The following is a 22,028-nucleotide window of genomic DNA, read 5'->3' on the forward strand; positions in this document are numbered from 1 at the left end:
CAGGTCGAGATGCGCGCCTGTGGATAACTTCTGTGGACAACGTAAATCTGCAGGTAGGAATGGCGTCCGGGACGGTTTCCGGAGCGCCTGCCGGCCGTCGGTGGCTAAAAACGGCCGTCCTGGCAGTGCGTCAACCAGTCGGACGCCGCCGCGAACTCCACGTCCGACGTCCCGGGCCGCAGTTCACGTACGTCCGCCGAGGTCATCCCGGCCCGCGGGTACGAGCCGAGGAAGCGCACCTGGGGGCAGATGCGCTTGAGGCCCATCAGCGCCTCGCCGACGCGGCGGTCGGTGATGTGCCCCTCGGCGTCCACCGAGAAGCAGTAGTTGCCGATGCCCTGGCCGGTCGGGCGGGACTCGATGCGCATCAGGTTGACGCCCCGTACGGCGAATTCCTGGAGCAGTTCGAGCAGGGCACCGGGGTGGTCGTCACCCAGCCAGATGACGACCGAGGTCTTGTCGGCGCCGGTCGGCGCGGCCGGTCGGGCGGGGCGGCCGGTCAGGACGAAACGGGTGGCGGCGTTCGCCGCGTCGTGGATCTCGCTGACCAGCGGTTCGAGGCCGTACGTCGCCGCGGCGAACTCCCCGGCGAAGGCGGCGTCGAAGCGGCCCTCCTGGACGAGACGCGCGCCGTCCGCGTTCGAGGCCGCCGACTCCCACAGGGCGTCCGGCAGGTGGGCCGCGAGCCAGTTGCGCACCTGCGGCTGGGCCACCGGGTGGCCGGTCACCGTCTTGATGTCCTTGAGTGCGGTGCCGGGGCGAACGAGGAGGGCGAAGGTGATCGGCAGGACCACCTCGCGGTAGATCATCAACGGCTCGCCCTTGGCGAGTTCGTCGACGGTGGTCGTGACGCCGCCCTCGACCGAGTTCTCGATCGGCACGAGCGCCGCCGCCGCCTCGCCGTTGCGGACCGCGTCCAGCGCGGCGGGCACGGACACCATCGGGACGAGCTCCCGGGTGGCCGCTTCGGGCAGCGTGCGGAGAGCGGCCTCGGTGAAGGTGCCCTCGGGGCCGAGATAGGTGTAGCGCGTCGCCGACATACCGTCACCCTAATGCGCCGTACGTGGCACGGCTCACGCGTCTCACGCGCCGACCCTCGCCCCCGGCGTGACCCTGCCGCGCCCCTGTGGCTGCCCTCACGCTCACCAGGCCGAACGCCCGCGGCCGCCTCGGAGTGACCCTGCCGCGCGCGCGTACCGAAGCGGCTTCGCCCCGGAAGGCACGGGTCACGCCTCCAGCAGTCGCTGCCCCACGTACTCGCCCTCGGCCGCCCCGCCCGGCACCGCGTAGAGCCCGCTCGCCTCGTGGCGGATGAACTCCGAGAGGGCATCGCCCCGGTCGAGCTTGCGCTGCACCGGGACGAAGCCGCGCATGGGGTCCGCCTGCCAGCAGACGAAGAGCAGGCCCGCGTCCGGTTCACCGTGGGAGTCGAAGCCGTCGTGGTACGAGAACGGGCGGCGCAACATCGCGGCGCCCCCGTTCTGATCCGGCCGCGTGATGCGGGCGTGCGCGTTGACGGGGATGACGACCTTGCCGTCGGGCCCCGTCTTCTCCAGCTTCGGCTCGGTCGTCTCCGTGCCGCCGGTCAGCGGCGCACCATCCGACTTGCGCCGCCCGATCACCGCCTCCTGCGCCTTCAGGCCGAGCTTCTCCCAGTCGTCGAGCAGCATCCGGATACGGCGTACGACGACGTAGGAGCCGCCCGCCATCCAGGCGGGGTCACCGTCGGCGGGCACGAAGATCCGCTCGTCGAAGTCCTTCTCCGAGGGCTTCGGATTGTTCGTGCCGTCGATCTGGCCCATGAGGTTGCGGGTCGTCATCGGGTGCGCGGTGGCCCCCGGCGAGCGGTTGAAGCCGTTCATCTGCCAGCGCACGCGCGCCACACCGGAGGCCTCCCGCTGGAGCGCCCGCAGGGCGTGGAACGCCACCAGCGGGTCGTTTGCGCCGATCTGCACCCACAGGTCGCCGTTGCCGCGTGCCTTGTCCAGGTGGTCCGAGGAGAAGTCCGGGAGCGGTTCCAGGGCGGCCGGGCGCTGCTTTTCGAGCCCCGTACGGGCGAAGAAGGAGGCGCCGAAGCCGAAGGTGACCGAGAGCGAGGACGGGCCCGCGTCCCGGGCCACCGCGGTGTCGCCGTCGACCGGTTCGCCGGCCATCAGCCGCTCGGCCGCGTTCGACCAGCGGCGCAGCAGCGCCGCCGCCTCCTTGCGGCGCGCGCCCGCCTTCAGGTCGAAGGCGATGAGGTGGCCGCGGGACTGCATGGGCGTGGTGATGCCGGGCTGATGTTTCCCGTGAAACATCACCTGCTCCGCGCCGATCGAGACCAGCTCCGTCGGACCGGCCTCCCCCGATCCTGCCGAGCCGGACGAGGAGGACGGTCCGGAGGAGGAGCCCGTCGCGTATCCGGCGATGCCGCCGCCGGCCGCGCCGATCGCGAGACCGGCGGCGCCCATCGTGAGGCCGGACGCGCCTGCCGTGCCGAGCAGCCGACGCCTGGAGAACCGGCCGGGCCCGGGGGCCCCGTCAGGAGCCCCGGCTTTGCCAGTGCCTTCGGCTTTGCCAGTGCGTCCGGCTCCGCCAGTGCCTGTGGTCCCGCCAGTATCCGAAGCCCTGCCAGTACCCGTAGCCCCGTCAGCGCCCATAGCCCTGCAAGTACCCGTAGCCCCGTCAGTGCCCGTGGGCCCGTTGTCCGCCATGGTGTTTCCGTTCAGCCGATCTGCGCGTTCTTGTCGACCGTGACCTGGTCGATGTCGGAGGTCCGTACCGTCACCTTGATCTCCCAGTCGCCCGCCATCGGGATCTGCACCCCGCTCGCGGTCCAGTGTCCGGTGGCGATGCGGTCCGGGGCCACGGGCAGCGGGCCCACGTCCTTCTCCTTGAGGGTCAGGGAGATCTTCACCTCGGGGATGTCGAAGGCGCTGCCGTTGGGCCGCTTCACGTACACGTGGAGGTCGTTGCTGCCGGTGCGGCCCGGGTCGAGTTCGAGCTGCACCGTGCCCTTGCCGTCCTTGGCGCCCGTGTCGAAGGGCAACGTGACGACGAGCGGGCCCGAGCGCTGGGCCGCGGCGGCGGACGTGGCCTTGGCGGCCTCCTCCTCGGTGCGGCCGGGCTCGGTGGTCGTCAGGATCGTCGTGACGGCCAGCAGGGCGACGGCGACGCCCGCCTCGGTGAGCACCGAGCGGCGCAGGCCGGAGCGGTGCGGATCGGCGTCGCGCACGCGCTTCTCGCGGGCGGTGGCCATGGCAGCCCGCTGGCGCGCGAGCTGGGCGGAGCGCTCGGCGGAGCCGTCCGCGCTCGCGGCACCCGCGGGGACCGTGACCGGCTGTTTCTGCTGCTGTTTCTGCTTCTCCGAGAACTCCGAGAACTCTGAGGACTCCGAGGACTCCGAGGACTCCGAGGACTTCGCGCCTGCCGTCTCCTCGGCCGCCGCCTTGGCACCCTTCCGCTCCGCGCGCCGCTCCACGGCAGTGGCCGCCTTGGCCTCCGGCGCGCCGCCGCCCGCTTCGGCGACGATGCGCCCCGTCCAGCGCCGCGAGATCGCCGCGACGCCCACCAGGACGACGACCAGGCCGATCTTGACGAGGAGGAGCTGCCCGTACCGCGTGTCGGTCAGCGCCGACCACGAACCGACCTGCCGCCACGATTGGTAGAGCCCGGTCGCGGCCAGCACGACGACACTCGTGAACGCCACGCGCGAGAACCGCCGCACGGCCGTCGCCTCCACCGAAGAGGTGCGGTAGAGCGCCACGACCAGGGCCGCGAGCCCGCCGAGCCAGGCGGCGACGGCCAGCAGGTGCAGTACGTCGACGGGCATCGCGATGCCCGCCTGGATGCCGGTCGAGGCGTGCTCAGCCATGGCCCAGGTCGCCGCGATCCCGATGGCGACGACCGTGCCGCCGATGGCGAGCCCGAAGGTGAGGTCCTTCTTCTCCCTGGGGTCCTCGCGCTTCTCGTACGCCCCGAATAGCACCGCGATGAACAGCGCGGCGGCGGCGAGCAGCAGCAGCCTGGAGACCAGGGCCGCGCCGGTCTTGGTGTTCAGGACGTCGCCGAGCTTGCCCATGTCGAAGACGTCGGCGAGCTTCCCGGAGCCGGTGTAGGGGGCGCGCAGCAGGAGCAGCGCCAGCGTGGAGGCGGTGAGGGTGACCCAGCCGTACGTCACGAGCCGCTGTACGGGCCGCACGCCCGCGCCGCGCGGCCAGCAGCCGAGTACGAAGGCGGCACCGCCGACGACCAGGATGAACCCGGCGTAGGAGAAGTAGCGCGCGATGTCGTAGAGCACGCCGACCAGGCCGCCGCCCGCCTCCTGGTCGGGCAGGGCCGCCTTGGTGTCCGAGGGCGCGCCGATGGAGAACGTGAAGGCGCCGGCGACGGGGTGGCTGTCGGCGGACACCACTTGGTAGGCGACGGTGAAGGTGCCGTCGGGCAGGCCCGGGCGCAGTTTCACGCCGTAGGTGTTGGCGCCCAGGTCGGTGGTCTTCCCCGTGTCGACGCGCTTGCCGGCCGGGTCGAGCACCCGCACCGAGCCGTCCGACATGGCGACCTTCTCCGAGAAGGTGAGCTTCACCTGGGCGGGAGCCTTGTCGACCACCGCTCCCTGCTTCGGGTCGCTGCCGGTCAGCGCGGCGTGCGCGGAGGCCGGCGCGGCACCGGCGAGGAAGGCACCGGTCGCGGCGATGAGCACGAGTACGAGCCGCCAGAGGGCGGCGGTGCTCCTGGAGCGGGGAGCGATGGTCTCTGTCAACAGTCCGTCCGTCCGTCAGTCAGTGCGACGCGTGCGTCACGTGCGACGTGTGCGACATGTGGGTGCCGTGCGACATGTGGGTGTCGTGCGAGGTGTCGGTACCGCCGCCCTTCTCACGGCCGTCAGAGCCGTCGGGGCTGTACGTGGCCTCCTTGACCGGCACCTCGATCGTGACCGGGTCCGACGTCCGGAAGTGCAGCGTCATGGCCACCTTCTCGCCCCGCTTCGGCTTGCGCTTCAGCTTTTCGAGCATCAGGTGGTTGGCGCCGCTCGCGAACTTCAGCTCACCGCCCGCCGGTACGTCGAAGGACTTCTCCTCCTCCATGACGCCGCCCTTGGTGCTGTGCAGCGTGACGGAGCCCGCGATGTCGCTGGTGGCGGAGGTGAGGCTGTCGGCGGCGCCGCCCTTGTTGGTGACCGTGAGGAATCCGGCCGCCATGTCGTCCGCGGTCGGCTCGGGGATGTAGGCCGCGGTGACGTTGAGCTCGGGCTTCTTCGAGGTCTCGGCGGTACCCGAACCGGAGTCCCCGCACCCCGCGAGGGCGAGCGTGCCGGCCAGCGCCAGGGCCCCGCCCGCGAGCGCGCGCCGGCGTCCGGTCGTAGGGCGTCGGCCGGTCGTACGGCGTTGGCCGGTCGTACGGCGTCGGCCGGTGGTGCGGTGGTTCACGGGGTCTCTCCCTTGAGGAGCTTGGGGAGGTCCTTGGTGTAGTCGGCGGCGGTGGCTTCCTCGCCGTAGAGGACGTAGCCCCCGTCGGTCTTCGGCGAGAAGGCGATGACCTGCGTGCCGTGCATCGAGACGACCTTGCCGTTCTTGTCCTTCTTGGACGGCTCGATGCTGATGCCGAGCTGGCGTGCGCCGGCCTGGATGGTGGCGAAGTCGCCGGTCAGGCCGGTGAAGTTGGCGTCCACGCCCTTCAGCCACTTGCCGAGCTCGGCGGAGGTGTCCCGCTCGGGGTCGGTGGTGACGAAGACGACCTTGAGCTTGTCCTGGTCGGCCTTGGGCAGGGCCTTCTTGGCGACCGCGATGTTGTTCATCGTCAGCGGGCAGACGTCGGGGCAGTGCGTGTAGCCGAAGTAGACCAGCGTGGGCTTGCCCTTGGTCTCCTCGCGCAGGTCGTACTTGGCGCCGTGCGTGTCCTTCAGGACGAGGTTCGGCTTCTCGAACGCCTTGTCCAGGACGGTCGCCGCCTTGCCCGAGTCGGCCTCGGTGGAGACGTCGGCCACCGGCTTCTTGCCGCCGTCGTCGTCACCGCCGCCGCAGGCGGTCAGCGTGAACGCGGCCACGGTGAGCAGGGCGGCGGCCGCGAGCTTCTTGCCCGCGCCGATGGAACTGACAGTGCTCTTCGAACTCTTGGTGCGCATACGAAAATGTCCCAGATGTGAGGGGGTCGGGGTGCACCGGGGGCGGTGTGGCGCCGTCGCGGCGCACCCCGAGGGATGGCTCGGCCGGTGGCTCAGCCGGTGACGCGGCGGCGGCCCGCGAGCACGCCGAACGCGACGCCCGCGGCGCCGACGACGATGCCGACGATGCCGAGGACACGGGCGATGGTGTCGCTGCTGTCCGAGGAGTCGGCGGCGCTCTCGGTTTTGGCGTCCTTGGCGTCCTTGGCGTCAGCCTTGGCGTCGTCGGCCGCGCCACCGCCGTGGTCGTCGGAGGCGGCGGTCAGCGCGAGGGTGGGCGCGGGGTGCTCCGGCTCCTCCTGGCCCTTCTGCTGCGGCTCGATCCAGCGCACGACTTCCTTGTTGTCGTACGTCTGGACGGCCTTGAAGACGAGTTCGTCGGCGTCCTCGGGGAGCTGGCCCATGGAGACCGGGAACTTCTGGAAGGTGCCGGGCTTGATGCCGCCCTTGCCGTCGGCGGTCCAGGTGACCTTGGTGATGGCCTCGTCGATCTTCTCGCCGTGGATCTCCAGCGGCTTGTCGAGCTTGGACTTGGTGGCCTTCACGCTCCAGCCGGGGACGGGCTGCGTCATCACGGAGGCGAGCGGGTGGTCGGCGGGGAACGTGACCTCGAGCTTGTTGGTCGAGGCGTCGTCCATCTCGTTCGGCACCTTGAAGTTGACGGTCGCGTAGCCGCCCTTGGCGGCAGCGCCCTCCGGCGAGACGCTCACGTGCGCGAACGCGGGGGCGGAGAGGACGAGAACGGCCGAGGCGGCGACGGTGCCGGCGGCGGCGATGCGGGACATCTTCATGAGGAACACTCCACTTTCGAGAGCGGTGACCGGTACACGCTCAGCCGTACGTGGCGAGCGGTATCCGGCACTCAGGACTCAGGATTCAGGACTCAGGACTCGGTACGAGGGGAAGCGCGCGGCCCGGATGACCGGAGGATGTGCACGCGCGCGTGCGTGCCGCTGAGGGCGACCCTCTCCGTACCGGTCCGTACCGATGGGTGGAGTGCGTCGCGTCAGGCGGCGAGTTCGACGTCGGAGGCGCCGGCCGGCGGTCCGCGCCTGATCACCGTGTCCTTGAGCGCGACCGTGCGCGGCTTCGGCGGTGCCAGGAGGGCGGTCCGCGGAACCGGCGGCCCGGCCGTCTCGGGCGCTCCGGGCAGACCGGCCCGCAGGGCGCGTACGAGGGTCAGGGCCGAGCGCAGGGAACGTACGAGCGCCCCTTCCGCGACCCCGTGGGCCCCGTGCGCGAGCCGGACGAGCCGGAGCAGTGCGAGGTCGCCGCGCCGCAGCAGCCAGCCGGCGGCGAGGGCCGCGAGGAGGTGGGCGACGAGCATGGGCAGGGACGGCAGGAGCGCCTCGCTGCCCATCGAGCCCATCGAGCCCATCGAGCCGGTCGCATCCGTCGCACCCGTCGCACCCGTCGGACCTGCCGCACCCGTCGGCATGGAGCCGAGCGCGGTGTTCGCGGCCGAGGCGGCGGACTGGCCGTGCTGATGCATGGCGGAGTGTCCCGCTCCGCCGCTGCCGCCCGGGCCGAGCCCCGCCGTGTTGAGGATGCGGTGGGCCTGCGCCGGAGTGATCGTGGCCGCGCCCGCCCCGCAGACCAGGCGCGCGGCCCGCTCCACCAGGGTGGCGTCACCGGCGCCCTGGACGGCGGCCGTGCCGTGCTGGCCGAGCCCGAACAGGGCGTGCAGCCCGAGCTGTCCCACTGCGAGCAGCGTCGCGATGCCGGGCAGCGAACGCGCCCGTCCGGCGAGCGGCAGCGCCACCGCGAGGACGGCGGCGAAACCCGCGGCGAGCGTCCACAGCGGGACGGCGACGCAGGAGGCGAGTACATGGCCCCCGGCGGACAGCACGACACAGACCGCGGCGAACATCGCGGCCCTGAGCAGCCGGAGATCGACTCCGTCACGCGGCTGGCGCTGGTGGGGGGCAGTCATGGCGGGGTCATCATCGCACTGGGCCCCTCCTCCGCACACGGCAGGTCCGGAAGGTCCTGTTCCGTCCAGCCAGAGGCCCGTCCAGCTACAGGCCCGTCCAGCCAGAGGCCCGACCAGCTACAGGCCCGTCCAGCTACAGGCCCGTCCAGCTACAGGCCTGTCCAGCCACAGGCCCGTCCAGCTACAGGAACGGGGGCGGGTCGCGCGTCCGCCGTATGGGCGGCTTCACGTGTGCGCGGTGCTTATTCGTGTTCACTCGCGGCAATACGTATCGGTATGTCGAGCCGCAGCCAGGAGGCTGGAGCATGAGCATCTGGTGGTCTCTCCATTTGCGGCGCGAGGCTGCGAGCGTTCCGCTCGCCCGCCGCCTGTTGATCGGCACGATGGAGACAGCGGGCGTGGACCCGGACGTCTCCTTCGACCTGTCGCTCGCCCTCACCGAGGCGTGCGCCAACGCCGTGGAGCACGGGGGCGCCGCCGTGGCGACCGGGGGCACGGCCGGCGCGTACCGCGTCACGGCCTATCTGGACGGCGAGAAGTGCCGTATCGAGGTGGCCGACTCCGGCCCCGGCTTCCCGAAGGCGTCACGCGGCCGTACGGCGGCACGGCAGACGGCGGCCGCACACACCGATGAGCACGGCCGGGGCCTGTACCTGATCAGGGAGCTGGCCGACCACGTCCACTGCGGAAACAGGCCCGGCAGAGGAGCGGTGATCAGCTTCGACAAGATCCTCAAGTGGCGCGAGGACGCACCCCGCGAGGACGCGCCCCTCGCGACGGCCTGAACCCCCTCCCCCCTCTACGGGAAGGCATCCCTCTACGGGAAGGCCTCCGTAGGCGGGCCTGGCCTCACTCCGCCCCCGGCGGCAACGCGCGCACCAGCGCCTCGACCGCCGCCCCGTACGCGTGTTCGGCAGGCGTCGAGTACCCCACCACCAGACCGTCGGCCACCGGCATCGTGGCCCCCGGATGGCGGAACTCCGCGAGGCCGTCGAGCGCGACCCCCTGCCAGGCCGCCGCCTTCACCGCGGAGGCCTCGGTCCCCGGCGGCAGCCGCAGTACCGCGTGCAGTCCCGCGGCGATACCGGTGGCGGTGATGTGCGGGGCCCGCTCGGCGAGAGTGGCGACGAGCTGGTCGCGACGGCGGCGGTAGCGCTGCCGCATCCGGCGGATGTGCCGGTCGTACTGCCCGGAGGCGATGAACTCGGCGAGCGTGAGCTGGTCGAGGACGCTCGCCCACGCCTCCCGCTCCCCCTTGGCGGCGAGTACGCCCTCGACGAGCCGCTCCGGAAGCACCATCCAGCCGAGGCGCACCGCGGGCGACAGGCTCTTGCTGACCGAGCCGAGGTGGACGACCCGTTCGGGATCGAGGCCCTGCACGGCGCCGACGGGCTCACGGTCGTAGCGGAACTCCCCGTCGTAGTCGTCCTCCAGGAGCAGTCCGCCGCTGGAGCGGGCCCAGTCGACGACCGCGGCGCGCCTCGCCGGATGCAGCGGGCCACCCGTGGGGAACTGGTGTGCGGGGGTGAGCAGCACTCCCCTGACCCGTCCGCCGCGCCCCGGCAACTCCTCGGTACGGGCACCCTGCTCGTCGAGGCCCAGCGGAACCGTCCGTACACCCGCGCTCTCCAGGATCTCCCGGTGGAAGCCGAGCCCGTACGACTCCACGGCGAAGGGGCCGCGCAGCACCGCGCCGCCCGCGCCGTCCGAGCCGGCGAAGAGCAGCCGCAGCCCGTGCGCGAAGCCGGAGCAGACCACGATGCGCTCGGGGTCGGCGCGCACACCGCGCGCTCTTGCCAGATAGTCGGCGAGCGCCCGCCGCAGCTCGATCCGGCCGCGGGGGTCGCCCGGCCCGAAGGCCTCGTTGGGGGCGGCGGCCAGGGCCCGCCGGGCGGCGGTGAGCCAGGCCGCGCGCGGGAAGGACGCGGGGTCCGGCCGGCCCTGGCGCAGATCGTGCGCGGGGGCCGCGGGCCTGGCGGGGGCGGGCTTCGGCACCCGGGTGCGCTCGGGCGGCGCCGCCCGTTCGGCCACGCGGGTCCCGGAGCCCTGGCGCGCGGTCAGCCAGCCCTCGGCGACCAGCTCGGCGTAGGCGTCGGCGACCGTGTTCCTGGCGAGGCCGAGGTCGGCGGCGAGCGAGCGGTAGGGCGGCAAGCGGGTGCCGGGAGCCAGCCTGCCCTCACGCACGGCGTCCCGCAGCGCCCGGATCAGCACAGCCCGGCGGCTGCCCGCTCCGGACAGCTCCAGGTGCAGGTCACTGCCGATGCGCTCCGCCAGATTGACCCATGATTCCCGCATGTGAATGCACCTTATCCGAGGTCTTTTCGGTGCCTAGATTCATGGTCATGACGAACAACGCGACCACCCCGCAGACTCAGACCACCCCGCAGACTCAGACCGCGCCCCGGACTCAGACCACCCCGCAGACGCGGACCGCCACCCCTCGGCTCGACTTCGCCAAGGCCGCCCCCAAGGCCTTCAAGGCCCTCATAGGCTTCGACGCCGCCGCCAGGGACGGCCTCGACCCGGCCCTGGTCGAGCTGGTCCAGATCCGCGCCTCGCTCCTCAACGGCTGCGCCTACTGCCTCCACATGCACACCTCCGACGCCCGCAAGGCCGGCGAGGACGAGGCGCGGCTGCACATGATCGGCGTATGGCGCGAGGCACGGAACTTCTTCACGGAGAAGGAGCAGGCGGCACTCGCGCTGACCGAGGCGGTCACGCTGGTCGCCCGCGGCGGGGTCCCCGACGACGTCTACGCGCGGGCCGTCCCGCACTTCGACGAGGCGGAGCTGGCCCGCCTGCTCGCCCTGATCTTCGCCATCAACACCTGGAACCGCATCGCCCTGAGCACCGGCAAGACCGCGGGCGAGGACGAGCGCACGGCCCACGGCCCACTGAGGTCGGGGTCCGCGCGTACGACGACGGCCGGACCCCGCGGAAACCGCGGGGTCCGGCCGTCACTGCCCGGGGGACCGCTCAGCCCTTGAGCTCCGCCATCCAGGACTCGACCTCGTCCGAGCGCCGCGGCAGCGCCTTCGAGAGGTTCCGGTTGCCGTCCTCCGTCACGAGGATGTCGTCCTCGATCCGGACGCCGATGCCGCGGTACTCCTCCGGCACGGTCAGGTCGTCGGCCTGGAAGTACAGGCCCGGCTCGACGGTCAGGCACATGCCCGGCTCCAGCGTGCCGTCGACGTAGGTCTCCTGGCGCGCGGCGGCGCAGTCGTGGACGTCCATGCCGAGCATGTGGCCGGTGCCGTGCAGGGTCCAGCGGCGCTGGAGGCCGAGCTCCAGGACGCGCTCGACCGGGCCCTCGACGAGGCCCCACTCCACCAGCTTCTCGGCGAGCACGCGCTGCGACGCGTCGTGGAAGTCGCGGAACTTGCCACCCGGCTTCACCGCCGCGATGCCGGCCTCCTGGGCCTCGTACACGGCGTCGTAGATCTTCTTCTGAAGCTCGCTGAAGCGGCCGTTGATCGGCAGCGTGCGCGTGACGTCCGCGGTGTAGTACGTGTGCGTCTCCACGCCGGCGTCCAGCAGGAGCAGCTCGCCGGAGCGGACGGCGCCGTCGTTGCGCACCCAGTGCAGGGTGGTGGCGTGCGGGCCGGCGGCGCAGATCGAGCCGTAGCCGATGTCGTTGCCCTCGACACGGGCGCGCAGGAAGAACGTTCCTTCGATGTAGCGCTCGCTCGTCGCCTCGGCCTTGTCGAGGACCTTGACGACGTCCTCGAAGCCGCGCGCGGTGGAGTCGACGGCCTTCTGCAGCTCGGCGATCTCGAAGTCGTCCTTGACGAGGCGGGCCTCGGAGAGGAAGACCCGCAGCTCCTCGTCGCGCTCGGCGGTGACCTTGTCGGTCAGCGCGGCCTCGATGCCGGCGTCGTAGCCGCGTACGACACGGACGGGTCCTGTGGCCTCGCGCAGCGCGTCGGCCAGCTTCCGGACGTCGGAGGCGGGGATGCCGTACAGCTTCTCGGCCTCGGTGAGGGAGTGGCGGCGGCCGACCCAGAGCTCGCCCTGGCCGTTCAGCCAGAACTCGCCGTTCTCGCGGTCGGAGCGCGGCAGCAGGTAGATCGTCGCGTCGTGGCCGCCGTCGGTCGGCTCCATGACCAGGACGCCGTCCTCGGTCTGGTTGCCGGTGAGGTAGGCGTACTCGACGGAGGCGCGGAAGGCGTACTCGGTGTCGTTCGAGCGGGTCTTGAGGTTGCCCGCGGGAATGACGAGACGCTCGCCGGGGAAGCGCGCGGAGAGCGCGGCACGGCGGGCCGCGGTGTTGCCGGCCTGGGCGATCGGCCGCAGGTCGTGCAGCTCCGTGTCGGCCCAGCCGGACTTCATGTTCTCGGCGAGCTCGTCGGAGACCCCCGGGTACAAGCCGTTCTTGCGCTGCTTGATCGGCTCTTCCTCGGTCTCCTCCGGGATCTCCGGGATCTCCGCGTTGAGAGCGTCCGACACGATCTGCCTCCTATGTACGACACTGGACCACCCTCCATCGTACGGCTGTACGGAAGGGGGCCCAGGGCCGTAAGACCTCTTACCGAGCGTGCCCGGTGCCTCGCGCGAAAACATGGTCCACGCGTGCGTGCCTGGTGCCTGGTGCCTGGTGGTGAACGTGACCCACGCGCGCGTGGCCCATGGCGAGCGGTCTCACTCGAAGCGGGCCGCGAGGAGCACCACGTCCTCCTCGCTGTCCTCGTCCTCGGGCCCTTCGGGCAGCACGGAGCGCAGGATGTGGTCGGCGATGGCCCCGGGGTCCTCGCGGATGCCCTTGGGCACGCACGCCGCCGCCGCGTGCAGCCGCGCGAAGGCCCGGTCCACCGCCTCTCCGGTGCGGTGCAGCAGGCCGTCGGTGTAGAGCAGCACCGTTTCTCCGGGCTCCGGCGAGAACTCCACGCTTGGCGCCTCCCAGCAGGCGAGCATGCCGAGCGGCGCGGAGAGGGTGGTCTCGACGAACTCCGTGCGCCGCTCCCCGATGATCAGCGGCGGGCTGTGCCCTGCACCGGCGAGCACGATCTTGCGCAGGGCCGGCTCGCAGTACGCGAAGAGAGCCGTGGCCGACCGCGCGGGCTCGGTCAGCCGCAGCAGCAGCTCCAGATCGGAGAGTACGGCGACGGGGTCCTCGCCCTCCATCACGGCGTACGCCCGCAGGGAGGCCCGCAGTCGCCCCATCGCGGCGACGGCGCTGGGCCCCGCCCCGGTGACCGACCCCACCGAGAGGCCGAGCGCGGCCTCGGGCAACGGCAGCGCGTCGTGCCAGTCGCCGCCCCCGCGCGGCCCGGTGCGGTGCCGTACGGCGAGCCGCACTCCAGCGATCCGGGGCAGCCGCGAGGGCATCAGCTCCTCGCGCAGGGTCGCCGCGGCCACGCGGGCGCGGTGCAGTTCGACCAGGCGGGCCAGGTGGTCGGAGGCGTAGCGCGCGTAGAGCTTGGTGAGGTGGCGGCGGCGCTCGGCCGGTTCGGCGGGCTCGTCGTACAGCCAGACGGTGGCGCCGAGCAGCCCCCCGGCCTCGGTGGCGAGCGGCAGTGCGTAGCTCGCCGCGCAGCCCAGGCGGGCGGCGACCTCGTGGTGCCGGGGGTCGAGGCCGTCCTCGGCGAGGAGGTCGGGCCTGACGAGCTCGGTCTCGCGGCCGGGCACGCCGGCCTTCGGGTCGTCCAGGAGGCGCCCGTGGCTCGTCGCGGCGCGCGGCACCGTCTCGATGTGCCCGAGGTCCGCGCGCGTGAGGCCGAGGCCGGTCGTGGAGTCGGGGCCCAGCCCGTCGGCGGGCTCCAGGGCGACGAGTCCACGCCGGGCGCCGACCAGGGCGGCGCCGGCGCGCAGCAGCTCGCGCACGGCGTCGTCCAGGGTGTCCGTACGGGACAGCCGCTCGGTGAGTTCGTGCAGCGTGGTGAGGTCGGAGACCCAGCCCGCTAGGCGGTCCTGGAGCACGGCGCCGGGGGCGCTGGGGGCGGGGGAGCCCGGCGGTGCGGACGCGGTCGGTGCGGGCGGCGCGACAGTGTGGGCGGGTGACGGAACTGTGGAGTCGATTCCGGCCACTTTCGGAAGATGCGGAGCGTTCATGGCTGACGGCTTTCCGGCCGGTGCGTATTGCTCAATAGCATCGCAAACCCCCATGTCGTTATGCGCCGCTAGCAATGTCTCCAGATGTACACGCACTGATGAGGAGATGTCCAGCATTGTCCTGCTGGGATTCCTGGTGTCCGTGGGAATTCTGGGGCCAAGAATTGATCTTGAAAATTTGGCCGAAAACAGCGCTGGGTAGGGCATATTACGATCGACTGAGGGCGTTCGGTAGAGCGTTGCATCGGTCGGGCTGGGTACGTACTCAGTGATGGCAAGGGGCAGTTGGAGACCTTCCGGAACCTCGCGGAGGACCCGGACGTCATAACTGACGACGACCGTGCCCCATCCTCCCGTGGGGGAGGCGGCCAGCAATATCGCGTGACGGCAAAACGCCAGGCGCCGCCACCCCACGCCACGTCAACGCTCGGTTCAGAGTGGTCCCCCATGCCGCAGGCTGGGGTCAGATGTGCCAGCTCGTGCGCTCAGCTCGTGTGTTCAGCGAAGTGATCCACCCATGGTGCGATGTGGCCCGCAGTCCTTCCGGCTCACACCGGCGTGCAACGGAAAGGAACGAGCGCTCATGCGCGAGATCCTCGGTAGGCGACGCAGGCTTCTGTCCTGGCGAATCGGAAGAAGGTCCGGCCGCGGCGCCGGACAGCTCGGCGCGGCCCTGACCTTCGCCACCGCCTGGCGGTGGCCCGTCCTGCCCGGAGTCGGCCTCGACCGGCGCGGCGGCGGCCGGTGCGCCTGCCCCGACCCCGAATGCGTGGTGCCGGGCGCGCACCCCCTCGACCCCGGCCTCCTGGCCGCGAGCACCGATGAGCGCATGGTGCGCTGGTGGTGGACGAACCGCCCCGCCGCGCCCGTGGTGCTCGCCACCGGAGGCCGCGCCCCGTGCGCCGTCAGCCTCCCCGTGGAGGCCGGTGAGCGCGCCCTCGCCGCGCTCGACGAGGCGGGCATCAGGCTCGGCCCGGTGGTCGCCACCGAGAGCCGCGTCTTCCTCCTCGTCGCTCCCTACTCCCTGGCCCAGCTGGGCGAGCTTCTCCACGCGCAGGACTACGTGCCGGGCTCCCTCCGCTTCCACGGCGAGGGCGGCTATCTCGCCCTGCCCCCCTCCGGGACGGGCCAGGGCACGGTCCACTGGGAGCGCGCCCCGCTGCCCGGCTCGGCCGCCCCCTGGGTGCCCGACGTCGAGGCCGTCGTGGACGCCGTCGTCGACGCCCTCACTCGTACGGGTGTGAGCGCGCCCGAGATGTAGGGGAAATGGGCGCGCGGCGGTCGGGCCGCGCGTCAACTGTCGTTATCTTCGGGCCATGCAACCCCGCCTCATCGTGCTCCTGGGCGCCGTGGCCGCCGCGGCTCTCCTGCCCCTCGCCGGCGCCGCGGCGGGCCCGGTGGGTGACGGTGACGCGAAGTCGCCCCTCTCCTCCCCCGCCGAGGCTCCCGCCGGAGCTCCGGCCGAGGCTCCCGCCGGAGCACCCGCCGAAGATCCCGTCAGGACCTCTCGGTGCGGCCCCGAACTCTCCTCCCCCGACGGCGTCGAGGCCCAGACCTGCGTCCTCACCGAGGGCGCCGAGACCTGGGCGCGGACGTACTACCGCAACGTCACCGGCGAGGAGCTGACTGCCGTACTCACGGCGATGGGCCCCCGCGCGCGCACCGTGCAGATGCACTGCGCGGTGGGTGCGGGGGACGAGCCGGGCGTGTGCGAGACGCCGCGGGAGCGCTCGGCGGGCGAGCCGGCCGCCTACTCGGCGGTGGCGGAGTTCGCCGCGGGGGAGTCGGGAGCGCTGATGTTGCGCTCGGGCAGCAACTCCGCCGCACCTCGGGGCAGTTGAGCCCCGAACCGGTCCCGGACATGCAAAAGGCCCGGTTGCTGGCGACGGGGGATGCACCAGCAACCGGGCTACCTGAACGGTAACAAGAGATCGGCCCCTGGCAAATTCGATCTCAGTTATCCGGACAGGGATTTACCTGTGGGTACGGGAAGTTGTGACAGGAGTCACGCATTTCGTACGAAATGGCCTTGAGGTCGACTCAGGGCCTTGAGGTCGGCTCACAGCCCTGAGGTCGGCTCACAGCCCTGAGGTCAGCTCAGAGTGACCTGGCGGTTGGTGAGGCCGCCGCGCGCCCGGCGCTCGTCCGGGGTCAGCGGAGCATCCGAGGCGAGCGCCGCCGCCAGCCGCTCGGCGAACTCCGCGGCGGGCTTCTCCACGTCATCGGCGCCGACGCCGCTCGGCAGGTCCCACACCGGCACGGTCAGACCGTGGGCGCGGAAGGAACCGACCAGGCGGGTGCCCTCGCCGAGGCTCGACGTACCGGCCGCGTGCAGCCGGGCCAGCGCGTCCAGAAGCTTCTCCTCGGCGTGCGGCATGACCCAGCGCAGGTGGTTCTTCTCGGGCGTCTCGCACCAGTACGCGGCGTCCACGCCGGTGAGCCGCACGGTCGGGATGGCGGCGGCGTTCGCCCGCTCCAGGGAGGCGGAGACCTCCGCCGTCGCGTTCTCCGCGTCCGGCACCCAGAATTCGAAGCCCGCGTGCACAGCCGGCTCGAACGGACCCTCGGGAGCGAGCAGGTCCTGAAGACGCGGCCCCTCCGCGGGAGCCCTGCGGCCCTGCACCGGCGTACCCGGCTCGGCGTCGAGGGCGCGTGCGAGGGTGTCCGCCAGGTCGCGGCTGATGTCACCGGACGAGGTGTCGTTCTGCAGGCCGAGCAGGACCGAGCCGTCCTCGCGGCGCAGCGCGGGCCACGCCATCGGCAGGACGGTGGCGAGGGCGACCGAGGGGACCCCGTCGGGCAGGCCGTCCTTGAGCGTCAGTTCGACGGTGGCCGCGGGCACCAGCTCGCGCAGCGCGACCCAGTCGCACTCGCCGGGCAGGCCCTCGAAGGGGCGCTGCACCAGCTCCGTCACCGCGTGGGACGCCGCACGGCCGTGACAGGCCTTGTAGCGGCGGCCCGAGCCGCAGGGGCAGGGCTCGCGGGCGCCGACCACGGGGATCTCGTCCCCGTTCGGCTGCGGCTGCTGCTTGCCCTTGGTCTGGGGGCGCTTCTTGGCCATCTGGGTGTCTCCCGGCTGCGGCTCTCGTGCTCTTTCGCGTACGGGCGCGAGCCTAGCCGCTGGGGCCCCTCAGTCCATGTCGTCGTAGGGGTCCGCGAAGGCGAGCTCCGAGAGCGCGGCCGCCGACGGGGCGGCGATGCGCGTCGCGAAGTCCTCGTGGCGGTGCCCCGAGTGGACGACGGCCCAGACCGTGACCTCGCCGTGCACGTCGTCGCGCACGCCCCAGGTGTCGGCGAGCGCCGTGATGATGTTGAGCCCGCGGCCGCCGTGCGCCGTGACCGAGGGTGTGGCCGGAACCGGGCGGGTCGGGCCGCCGCCGTCCGTCACCTCGACCGTGAGCCGGCCCGTCTTGTCGACGTGCCAGGCCGCCCGCACGTCACCGTCCCCGACCATTCCGCGGCCCAGCGGCCTGCCGTGCCGGCAGGCATTGCTGAGCAGTTCCGACAGAATCAGTACGGCATCGTCGATGACCGACTCGGACACTCCGCCGACACGCAACTGATCACGCATCCGGTGCCTTGCTTCCCCCACGCCCGCAGGGCCATGGGGTACGGCCATGCTCGACGACGTGGGCACCTCCCGTGCCACCACCAACGCCACCCCCGAGACCTCCTTTGCCCCACGCCACGGTGTGGATGCCCCAATGGCCTGGACCGGAAACCGGCCAATACGTGTGCGGTGACGCACTCGTGACGATCGAATACGGACCGAACGCGCCGGTGCACTCCCTGTGAGGGGAATTACCGCAGTCCGAGACGATCGAGCTGGGTCAGTACCTGCTTGGGGCGATTGGTGATGATCGCGTCCACGCCGAGCTCGGCGCAGAGCTCGACGTCCTCGGGTTCGTTCACGGTCCATACGTGCACCTGGTGGCCCGCCCGTTTCAGCTTCGCCACGTACCCGGGGTGGCTCCGCACGATCCGCAGGGAGGGGCCCGCGGCCCGTACGCCCGCGGGGAGGCGTCCGTCGCGGTGGCGGGGCGAGACGAACTGCATCAGGTAGACCGTCGGCAGCGTCGGGGCGGCGGCGCGCACGCGGAGCAGCGAACGCGCCGAGAAGCTCATGACCCGTACCGGCGACTGCTCGTCGGAGGACGGCGTGTCGAGGCCGAAGCGCTTGAGGAGCAGCAGGAGGCGCTCCTCCACCTGGCCCGCCCAGCGCGTGGGGTGCTTGGTCTCGATGGCGAGGCGCACCCGGCGGCCCGAGGCGTTGCTCTCGGCCACGAGTTCGAGGAGGCGCTCAAGGGTCAGGACGGAGGTGTCCTCCGTGCGGCGGCCCTCCAGGGCGGAGCCCTCCCAGTCGGGGCCCTCGCCCTCCAGGGCCTCGTCGTGGTTCCGCTTCCAGGAGCCGAAGTCGAGGGCGGCGAGGTCGGCCAGTTCCAGGGCCGAGACGGCTCCTCTGCCGTTCGAGGTGCGGTTGACGCGGCGGTCGTGGACGCAGACGAGGTGGCCGTCCGCGGTGAGCCGCACATCGCATTCGAGGGCGTCCGCCCCGTCCTCGACCGCTTTCCTGTACGCGGCCAGCGTGTGCTCGGGGGCCTCCTCGGAGGCTCCGCGGTGGGCGACGACCTGGATCTGGTGCTGTCGTGCGAGGGTCACCGCGTCATGGTGCCATCACGGGGTACGTGAAGGCTCGCCGGAGGGCGGCGTCGCGGAGCGCCGGACACACAGGCTCGGCTTATGGTGCCCTGACGGCCCATGGGAAAAGCTGTCTGCAGACAGCTGCACAGTTGGCACAGCCGGGCCGTGAACGAACGCCGAGCCAGGACAGCTACGACAGCATGGACCGAGGAGTAGAGCTGTGAACACCGAGAACGAGGGCAACGCTGTACCTCAGGCCCCGTCCGCACCTCCTGTGCCGGTGGACGCTCCCACTGTTTCCGCCGACTCCGCGGGCGCGGCTTCCGGTGCGGGTGCTGGTGGTGCCGGTAGTGCGGGTGCTGGTGGTGGTGCCGGTAGTGCTGGCGGTGCTGGTGTGGCCGGTGGTCCGCAAGCTGCCGGGGGCGAGGTCGGTGCGGGTGGTACCGGCGGTACCGGCGGTGCGGTGGGCGCCGGGGCCGCTGTGGGCGCCGGGGGCGCTGCGGGCGAGGCGTGGCCGCCTCCGCAGCCGCCGGCCGCGCCTCCGTACGCCGGTGGTGGAGGTTCCGGTTCCGGCTGGGGCGCCTCGTACCACCCGCAGGAGCCGAAGCCGGGCAGGCGGCGCGGTGGTCTCGTCGCCGGGGTGCTTGCGGCCGCGCTGGTCGCGGGCGGCGTCGGCGGTGGCGTCGGCTACTGGGCCGCGGAGCGGAACGACAACGACACGGGCTCGACGACGGTCGCCGCCGCGGACACCCCGGCCGACCTGAAGCGCGACCCCGGATCGGTCGCCAAGATCGCGAACGACGCGCTGCCCAGCGTCGTCACCATAGAGGCGCAGAGCGGCAGCGGCGAGGGCGGCACGGGCACCGGCTTCGTCTACGACACGCAGGGCCACATCCTCACCAACAACCACGTGGTGGCGTCGGCCGCCGAGGGCGGCAAGCTCCAGGCGACGTTCTCGAACGGCAAGAAGTACGCCGCCGAGGTCATCGGCCGCGCCGAGGGCTACGACGTGGCGGTCATCAAGCTCAAGAACCGCCCCGACAACCTGAAGCCGCTGCCGCTCGGCAACTCCGACCGCGTGGCCGTCGGCGACTCGACGATCGCGATCGGCGCCCCCTTCGGCCTCTCCAACACCGTCACGACGGGCATCATCAGCGCCAAGAACCGCCCGGTCACCTCCAGCGACGGCGGGCAGAGCGGCAAGAGCTCGTACATGAGCGCGCTGCAGACCGACGCCTCGATCAACCCCGGCAACTCCGGCGGCCCGCTCCTGGACGGCCGTGGCGCGGTCATCGGCATCAACTCCGCGATCAAGCCCGCCGACAGCGGCGGCGGCCTCGGCGGAACCGGCCAGTCGGGCTCCATCGGCCTCGGCTTCGCGATCCCGGTCAACCAGGCGAAGAACGTCGCGCAGCAGCTCATCAAGACCGGTCAGCCCGTCTACCCCGTGATCGGCGCCTCGGTCTCCCTCCAGCAGGAGGGCGCCGGCGGCGCGACCATCTCCGAGGAGGGCGCGAGCGGTTCCGAGGCGGTCACCCCGAACGGCCCGGCGGACAAGGCGGGCCTCAAGCCCGGCGACGTCATCACGAAGCTGGACGGCTTGGTCATCGACAGCGGCCCGACCCTGATCGGCCAGATCTGGACCCACAAGCCGGGCGACACGGTCAAGATCACGTACGAGCGCGACGGCAAGGAGCACACGGTCGACGTCACCCTGGGCCAGCGCAAGGGCGACAGCTGAACCACCGCTTCCGGGCGTCCCGCCGATCAGGCGGCGGACGGGGCGCCCCGCGGATCAGGCGGCGGCCGGCGGGATGTTCTGGTTGGCGCTGAAGAAGTTGTCCGGGTCGTAGGCGCGTTTGACCGAGGCCAGCCGGTCGTAGTTGCCGCGGTAGGTGGACCGGACCCGTTCGGGGCTCTCCGCCTCCCCGAGGAAGTTGACGTACGAACCGCCCATGGAGAGCGGGTGCAGGTCGGTCCAGTAGTCGACGCACCACTGCCGGATCAGATCGGCGTTCGCCGGATCAGGGTCGATGCCGCCGATGACGCCGGACCACACCGCGTCCCGGTAGGCCCAGGCCGTTTCGTCGGCGCCGACTCGATGGGCCGCCCCGTCCACCGGGTACAGGTGCATGGTCGACAAGCCGGTGGGGAGGCCCTGCCCGTACCTCTCGTGCACCGCGATGGCGTCGTCGGAGATGCTGTCGAAGAAGTCGCCGCGCCAGTACCACTGGAGCCCTTTGGGGATCAGCTCGTCGAACATGGTCTGCAAGGCGGGGTAGGGCATGGGCGTGGTGAAGTGGAAGGCCGGCGGCGCCGGGTCGTTGACCACGGACAGCACTTCCTCCAGGCGGTCGGCCTCCAGGTCGCCCGTGTAACACCAGATCACGCCGCACATCTTCTGCCCGTGGATCGGCTCAGGGAAGGGCGGCCCGGGCGGTATGACCAGGACTGCGAAGAAGCCGGTGAGATCCTCCGGCGCGGCGGGCAGGAACTGCCTGTACCACCGCAGCACGTCTCTCGTGCGGTCGACCGGCCATACGGTCACCGCGACCCCGACCGTGTCCACCGGATGCAGCCGGTAGGTGAACGAGGTGACCACGCCGAAGTTGCCGCCGCCGCCCCGCAGCGCCCAGAAGAGATCCGGGTGTTCCTCCGCCGAGGCCGTGACGAGGCTGCCGTCGGCCAGGACGACATCCGCGGCGATCAGGCTGTCGATCGTCAGCCCGTACTTGCGGGTCAGGTGGCCGTGTCCGCCGCCGAGGGTGAGACCGCCCACCCCGGTGGTCGACATGATTCCGGCCGGCACACCGAGACCGAAGGCGTGTGTCTCGTGGTCCAGTTCGCCGAGCTGACTGCCTCCGCCCACCTGCACGGTTCGGGCCTCGGGGTCGACGCGTACCCAGCGCATCGGGGACAGGTCGAGGGTGAGCCCGTCGTCGATCAGACACAGCCCCGGCCCGCTGTGACCGCCACCGCGAACCGCCAGGGGGACTCCTGCCTCTTGGGCGAAGGCGATGGTCGTCCGCACGTCCGCCGCGCCCATGCACTGGGCGACAGCGGCCGGACGCCGGTCGATCATGGCGTTGTAGATGCTGCGGGTCTGGTCGTAGTCGGCATCCCGCGGCGAGACCACGCGTCCCCGCAGGGTCGCGCGCAAGCTGTCGAGAGCAGTTGCGTCTATGCCGCTCATGGTCCAACACCTCTTGGGAAAGTCTGCGGAGCCCGCTGGTCCGGATGAACCGGATGAACCGGATGATCCGG

At 71.8% G+C, this 22,028-nt stretch carries 18 protein-coding genes and 1 pseudogene; 5 read left to right on the forward strand and 14 right to left on the reverse strand.

From position 1 onward, the window contains the following. Positions 1 to 104: 104 nt before the first annotated feature. The 7 genes from pheA to ACRAKF_RS20440 all read right to left on the reverse strand — a co-directional run bounded on the left by pheA (position 105) and on the right by ACRAKF_RS20440 (position 8,075). Positions 105 to 1,040, reverse strand: a complete 936-nt coding sequence (gene pheA, locus ACRAKF_RS20410; protein ID WP_447038617.1) for a prephenate dehydratase — start codon at positions 1,038 to 1,040, stop codon at positions 105 to 107. A gap of 186 nt (positions 1,041 to 1,226) precedes the next feature. After that, positions 1,227 to 2,639 (reverse strand): iron uptake transporter deferrochelatase/peroxidase subunit, encoded by a 1,413-nt coding sequence (efeB, locus tag ACRAKF_RS20415; RefSeq protein ID WP_447038618.1) that lies wholly within the window; start codon positions 2,637 to 2,639, stop codon positions 1,227 to 1,229. Positions 2,640 to 2,704: 65 nt separating this feature from the next. Next, positions 2,705 to 4,741, reverse strand: coding sequence for a copper resistance CopC/CopD family protein (locus tag ACRAKF_RS20420; RefSeq protein ID WP_447038619.1), 2,037 nt, complete (start codon positions 4,739 to 4,741; stop codon positions 2,705 to 2,707). Positions 4,742 to 4,760: 19 nt separating this feature from the next. After that, the gene (locus tag ACRAKF_RS20425) at positions 4,761 to 5,408 is read right to left on the reverse strand and encodes a copper chaperone PCu(A)C (RefSeq protein ID WP_447038620.1); all 648 of its coding nucleotides are present in this window, start codon (positions 5,406 to 5,408) and stop codon (positions 4,761 to 4,763) included. Beyond that, entirely contained in the window at positions 5,405 to 6,103 is a 699-nt protein-coding gene (locus ACRAKF_RS20430) for an SCO family protein (RefSeq protein WP_447038621.1), read from the reverse strand. Before ACRAKF_RS20430 ends, ACRAKF_RS20425 begins: the two co-directional genes overlap by 4 nt. A 92-nt stretch (positions 6,104 to 6,195) precedes the next feature. Continuing rightward, positions 6,196 to 6,933 carry a YcnI family copper-binding membrane protein gene (locus ACRAKF_RS20435; protein ID WP_447038622.1) on the reverse strand — a complete coding sequence of 246 codons (738 nt, stop codon included), beginning with the start codon at positions 6,931 to 6,933 and terminating at the stop codon, positions 6,196 to 6,198. A 215-nt stretch (positions 6,934 to 7,148) separates the two neighbouring features. Continuing rightward, positions 7,149 to 8,075 carry a hypothetical protein gene (locus tag ACRAKF_RS20440; RefSeq protein WP_447038623.1) on the reverse strand — a complete coding sequence of 309 codons (927 nt, stop codon included), beginning with the start codon at positions 8,073 to 8,075 and terminating at the stop codon, positions 7,149 to 7,151. 305 nt (positions 8,076 to 8,380) lie between these two features. Between ACRAKF_RS20440 and ACRAKF_RS20445 the strand changes: the two genes are divergently transcribed. After that, complete coding sequence (locus ACRAKF_RS20445) at positions 8,381 to 8,860, forward strand: ATP-binding protein (RefSeq protein WP_447038624.1); 480 nt, start codon at positions 8,381 to 8,383, stop codon at positions 8,858 to 8,860. A 64-nt stretch (positions 8,861 to 8,924) separates the two neighbouring features. Here the strand turns inward: ACRAKF_RS20445 and pdxR are convergent, their stop codons facing one another. Then, positions 8,925 to 10,370 carry a MocR-like pyridoxine biosynthesis transcription factor PdxR gene (pdxR, locus tag ACRAKF_RS20450; RefSeq protein WP_447038625.1) on the reverse strand — a complete coding sequence of 482 codons (1,446 nt, stop codon included), beginning with the start codon at positions 10,368 to 10,370 and terminating at the stop codon, positions 8,925 to 8,927. Positions 10,371 to 10,411: 41 nt separating this feature from the next. Here pdxR and ACRAKF_RS20455 point away from each other — a divergent pair. Continuing rightward, positions 10,412 to 10,954: pseudogene (locus tag ACRAKF_RS20455) on the forward strand (carboxymuconolactone decarboxylase family protein); the annotation flags it as partial. 97 nt (positions 10,955 to 11,051) lie between these two features. On the opposite strand, the gene ACRAKF_RS20460 reads toward ACRAKF_RS20455, so the two are convergent. Then, complete coding sequence (locus tag ACRAKF_RS20460; protein WP_447038626.1) at positions 11,052 to 12,521, reverse strand: aminopeptidase P family protein; 1,470 nt, start codon at positions 12,519 to 12,521, stop codon at positions 11,052 to 11,054. A 192-nt stretch (positions 12,522 to 12,713) separates the two neighbouring features. Continuing rightward, the gene (locus ACRAKF_RS20465; RefSeq protein WP_447038627.1) at positions 12,714 to 14,240 is read right to left on the reverse strand and encodes a PP2C family protein-serine/threonine phosphatase; all 1,527 of its coding nucleotides are present in this window, start codon (positions 14,238 to 14,240) and stop codon (positions 12,714 to 12,716) included. A 466-nt stretch (positions 14,241 to 14,706) separates the two neighbouring features. Here ACRAKF_RS20465 and ACRAKF_RS20470 point away from each other — a divergent pair, with 466 nt between their 5' ends. Beyond that, the gene (locus ACRAKF_RS20470) at positions 14,707 to 15,384 is read left to right on the forward strand and encodes a bifunctional DNA primase/polymerase (protein ID WP_447038628.1); all 678 of its coding nucleotides are present in this window, start codon (positions 14,707 to 14,709) and stop codon (positions 15,382 to 15,384) included. A gap of 55 nt (positions 15,385 to 15,439) precedes the next feature. Next, positions 15,440 to 15,964 (forward strand): hypothetical protein, encoded by a 525-nt coding sequence (locus tag ACRAKF_RS20475; RefSeq protein ID WP_447038629.1) that lies wholly within the window; start codon positions 15,440 to 15,442, stop codon positions 15,962 to 15,964. Positions 15,965 to 16,215: 251 nt separating this feature from the next. Here ACRAKF_RS20475 and ACRAKF_RS20480 read toward each other — a convergent pair whose 3' ends face one another. The 3 genes from ACRAKF_RS20480 to ACRAKF_RS20490 form a co-directional block, all read right to left on the reverse strand. Continuing rightward, positions 16,216 to 17,184 (reverse strand): DUF5926 family protein, encoded by a 969-nt coding sequence (locus ACRAKF_RS20480; RefSeq protein WP_447038630.1) that lies wholly within the window; start codon positions 17,182 to 17,184, stop codon positions 16,216 to 16,218. Between the two features lie 69 nt (positions 17,185 to 17,253). Further along, complete coding sequence (locus ACRAKF_RS20485; protein ID WP_447038631.1) at positions 17,254 to 17,871, reverse strand: ATP-binding protein; 618 nt, start codon at positions 17,869 to 17,871, stop codon at positions 17,254 to 17,256. Between the two features lie 53 nt (positions 17,872 to 17,924). Beyond that, complete coding sequence (locus ACRAKF_RS20490; RefSeq protein ID WP_447038632.1) at positions 17,925 to 18,782, reverse strand: glycerophosphodiester phosphodiesterase; 858 nt, start codon at positions 18,780 to 18,782, stop codon at positions 17,925 to 17,927. A gap of 202 nt (positions 18,783 to 18,984) precedes the next feature. Between ACRAKF_RS20490 and ACRAKF_RS20495 the strand changes: the two genes are divergently transcribed. Further along, positions 18,985 to 20,505, forward strand: coding sequence for a S1C family serine protease (locus ACRAKF_RS20495; RefSeq protein ID WP_447038633.1), 1,521 nt, complete (start codon positions 18,985 to 18,987; stop codon positions 20,503 to 20,505). Between the two features lie 54 nt (positions 20,506 to 20,559). On the opposite strand, the gene ACRAKF_RS20500 is transcribed toward ACRAKF_RS20495, so the two are convergent. Continuing rightward, a complete protein-coding gene (locus ACRAKF_RS20500) occupies positions 20,560 to 21,957 on the reverse strand; it encodes an FAD-binding oxidoreductase (RefSeq protein WP_447038634.1) in 1,398 nt (465 codons plus the stop codon). Positions 21,958 to 22,028 lie beyond the last annotated feature (71 nt).

The organism is Streptomyces sp. DSM 118878, from assembly GCF_052936595.1.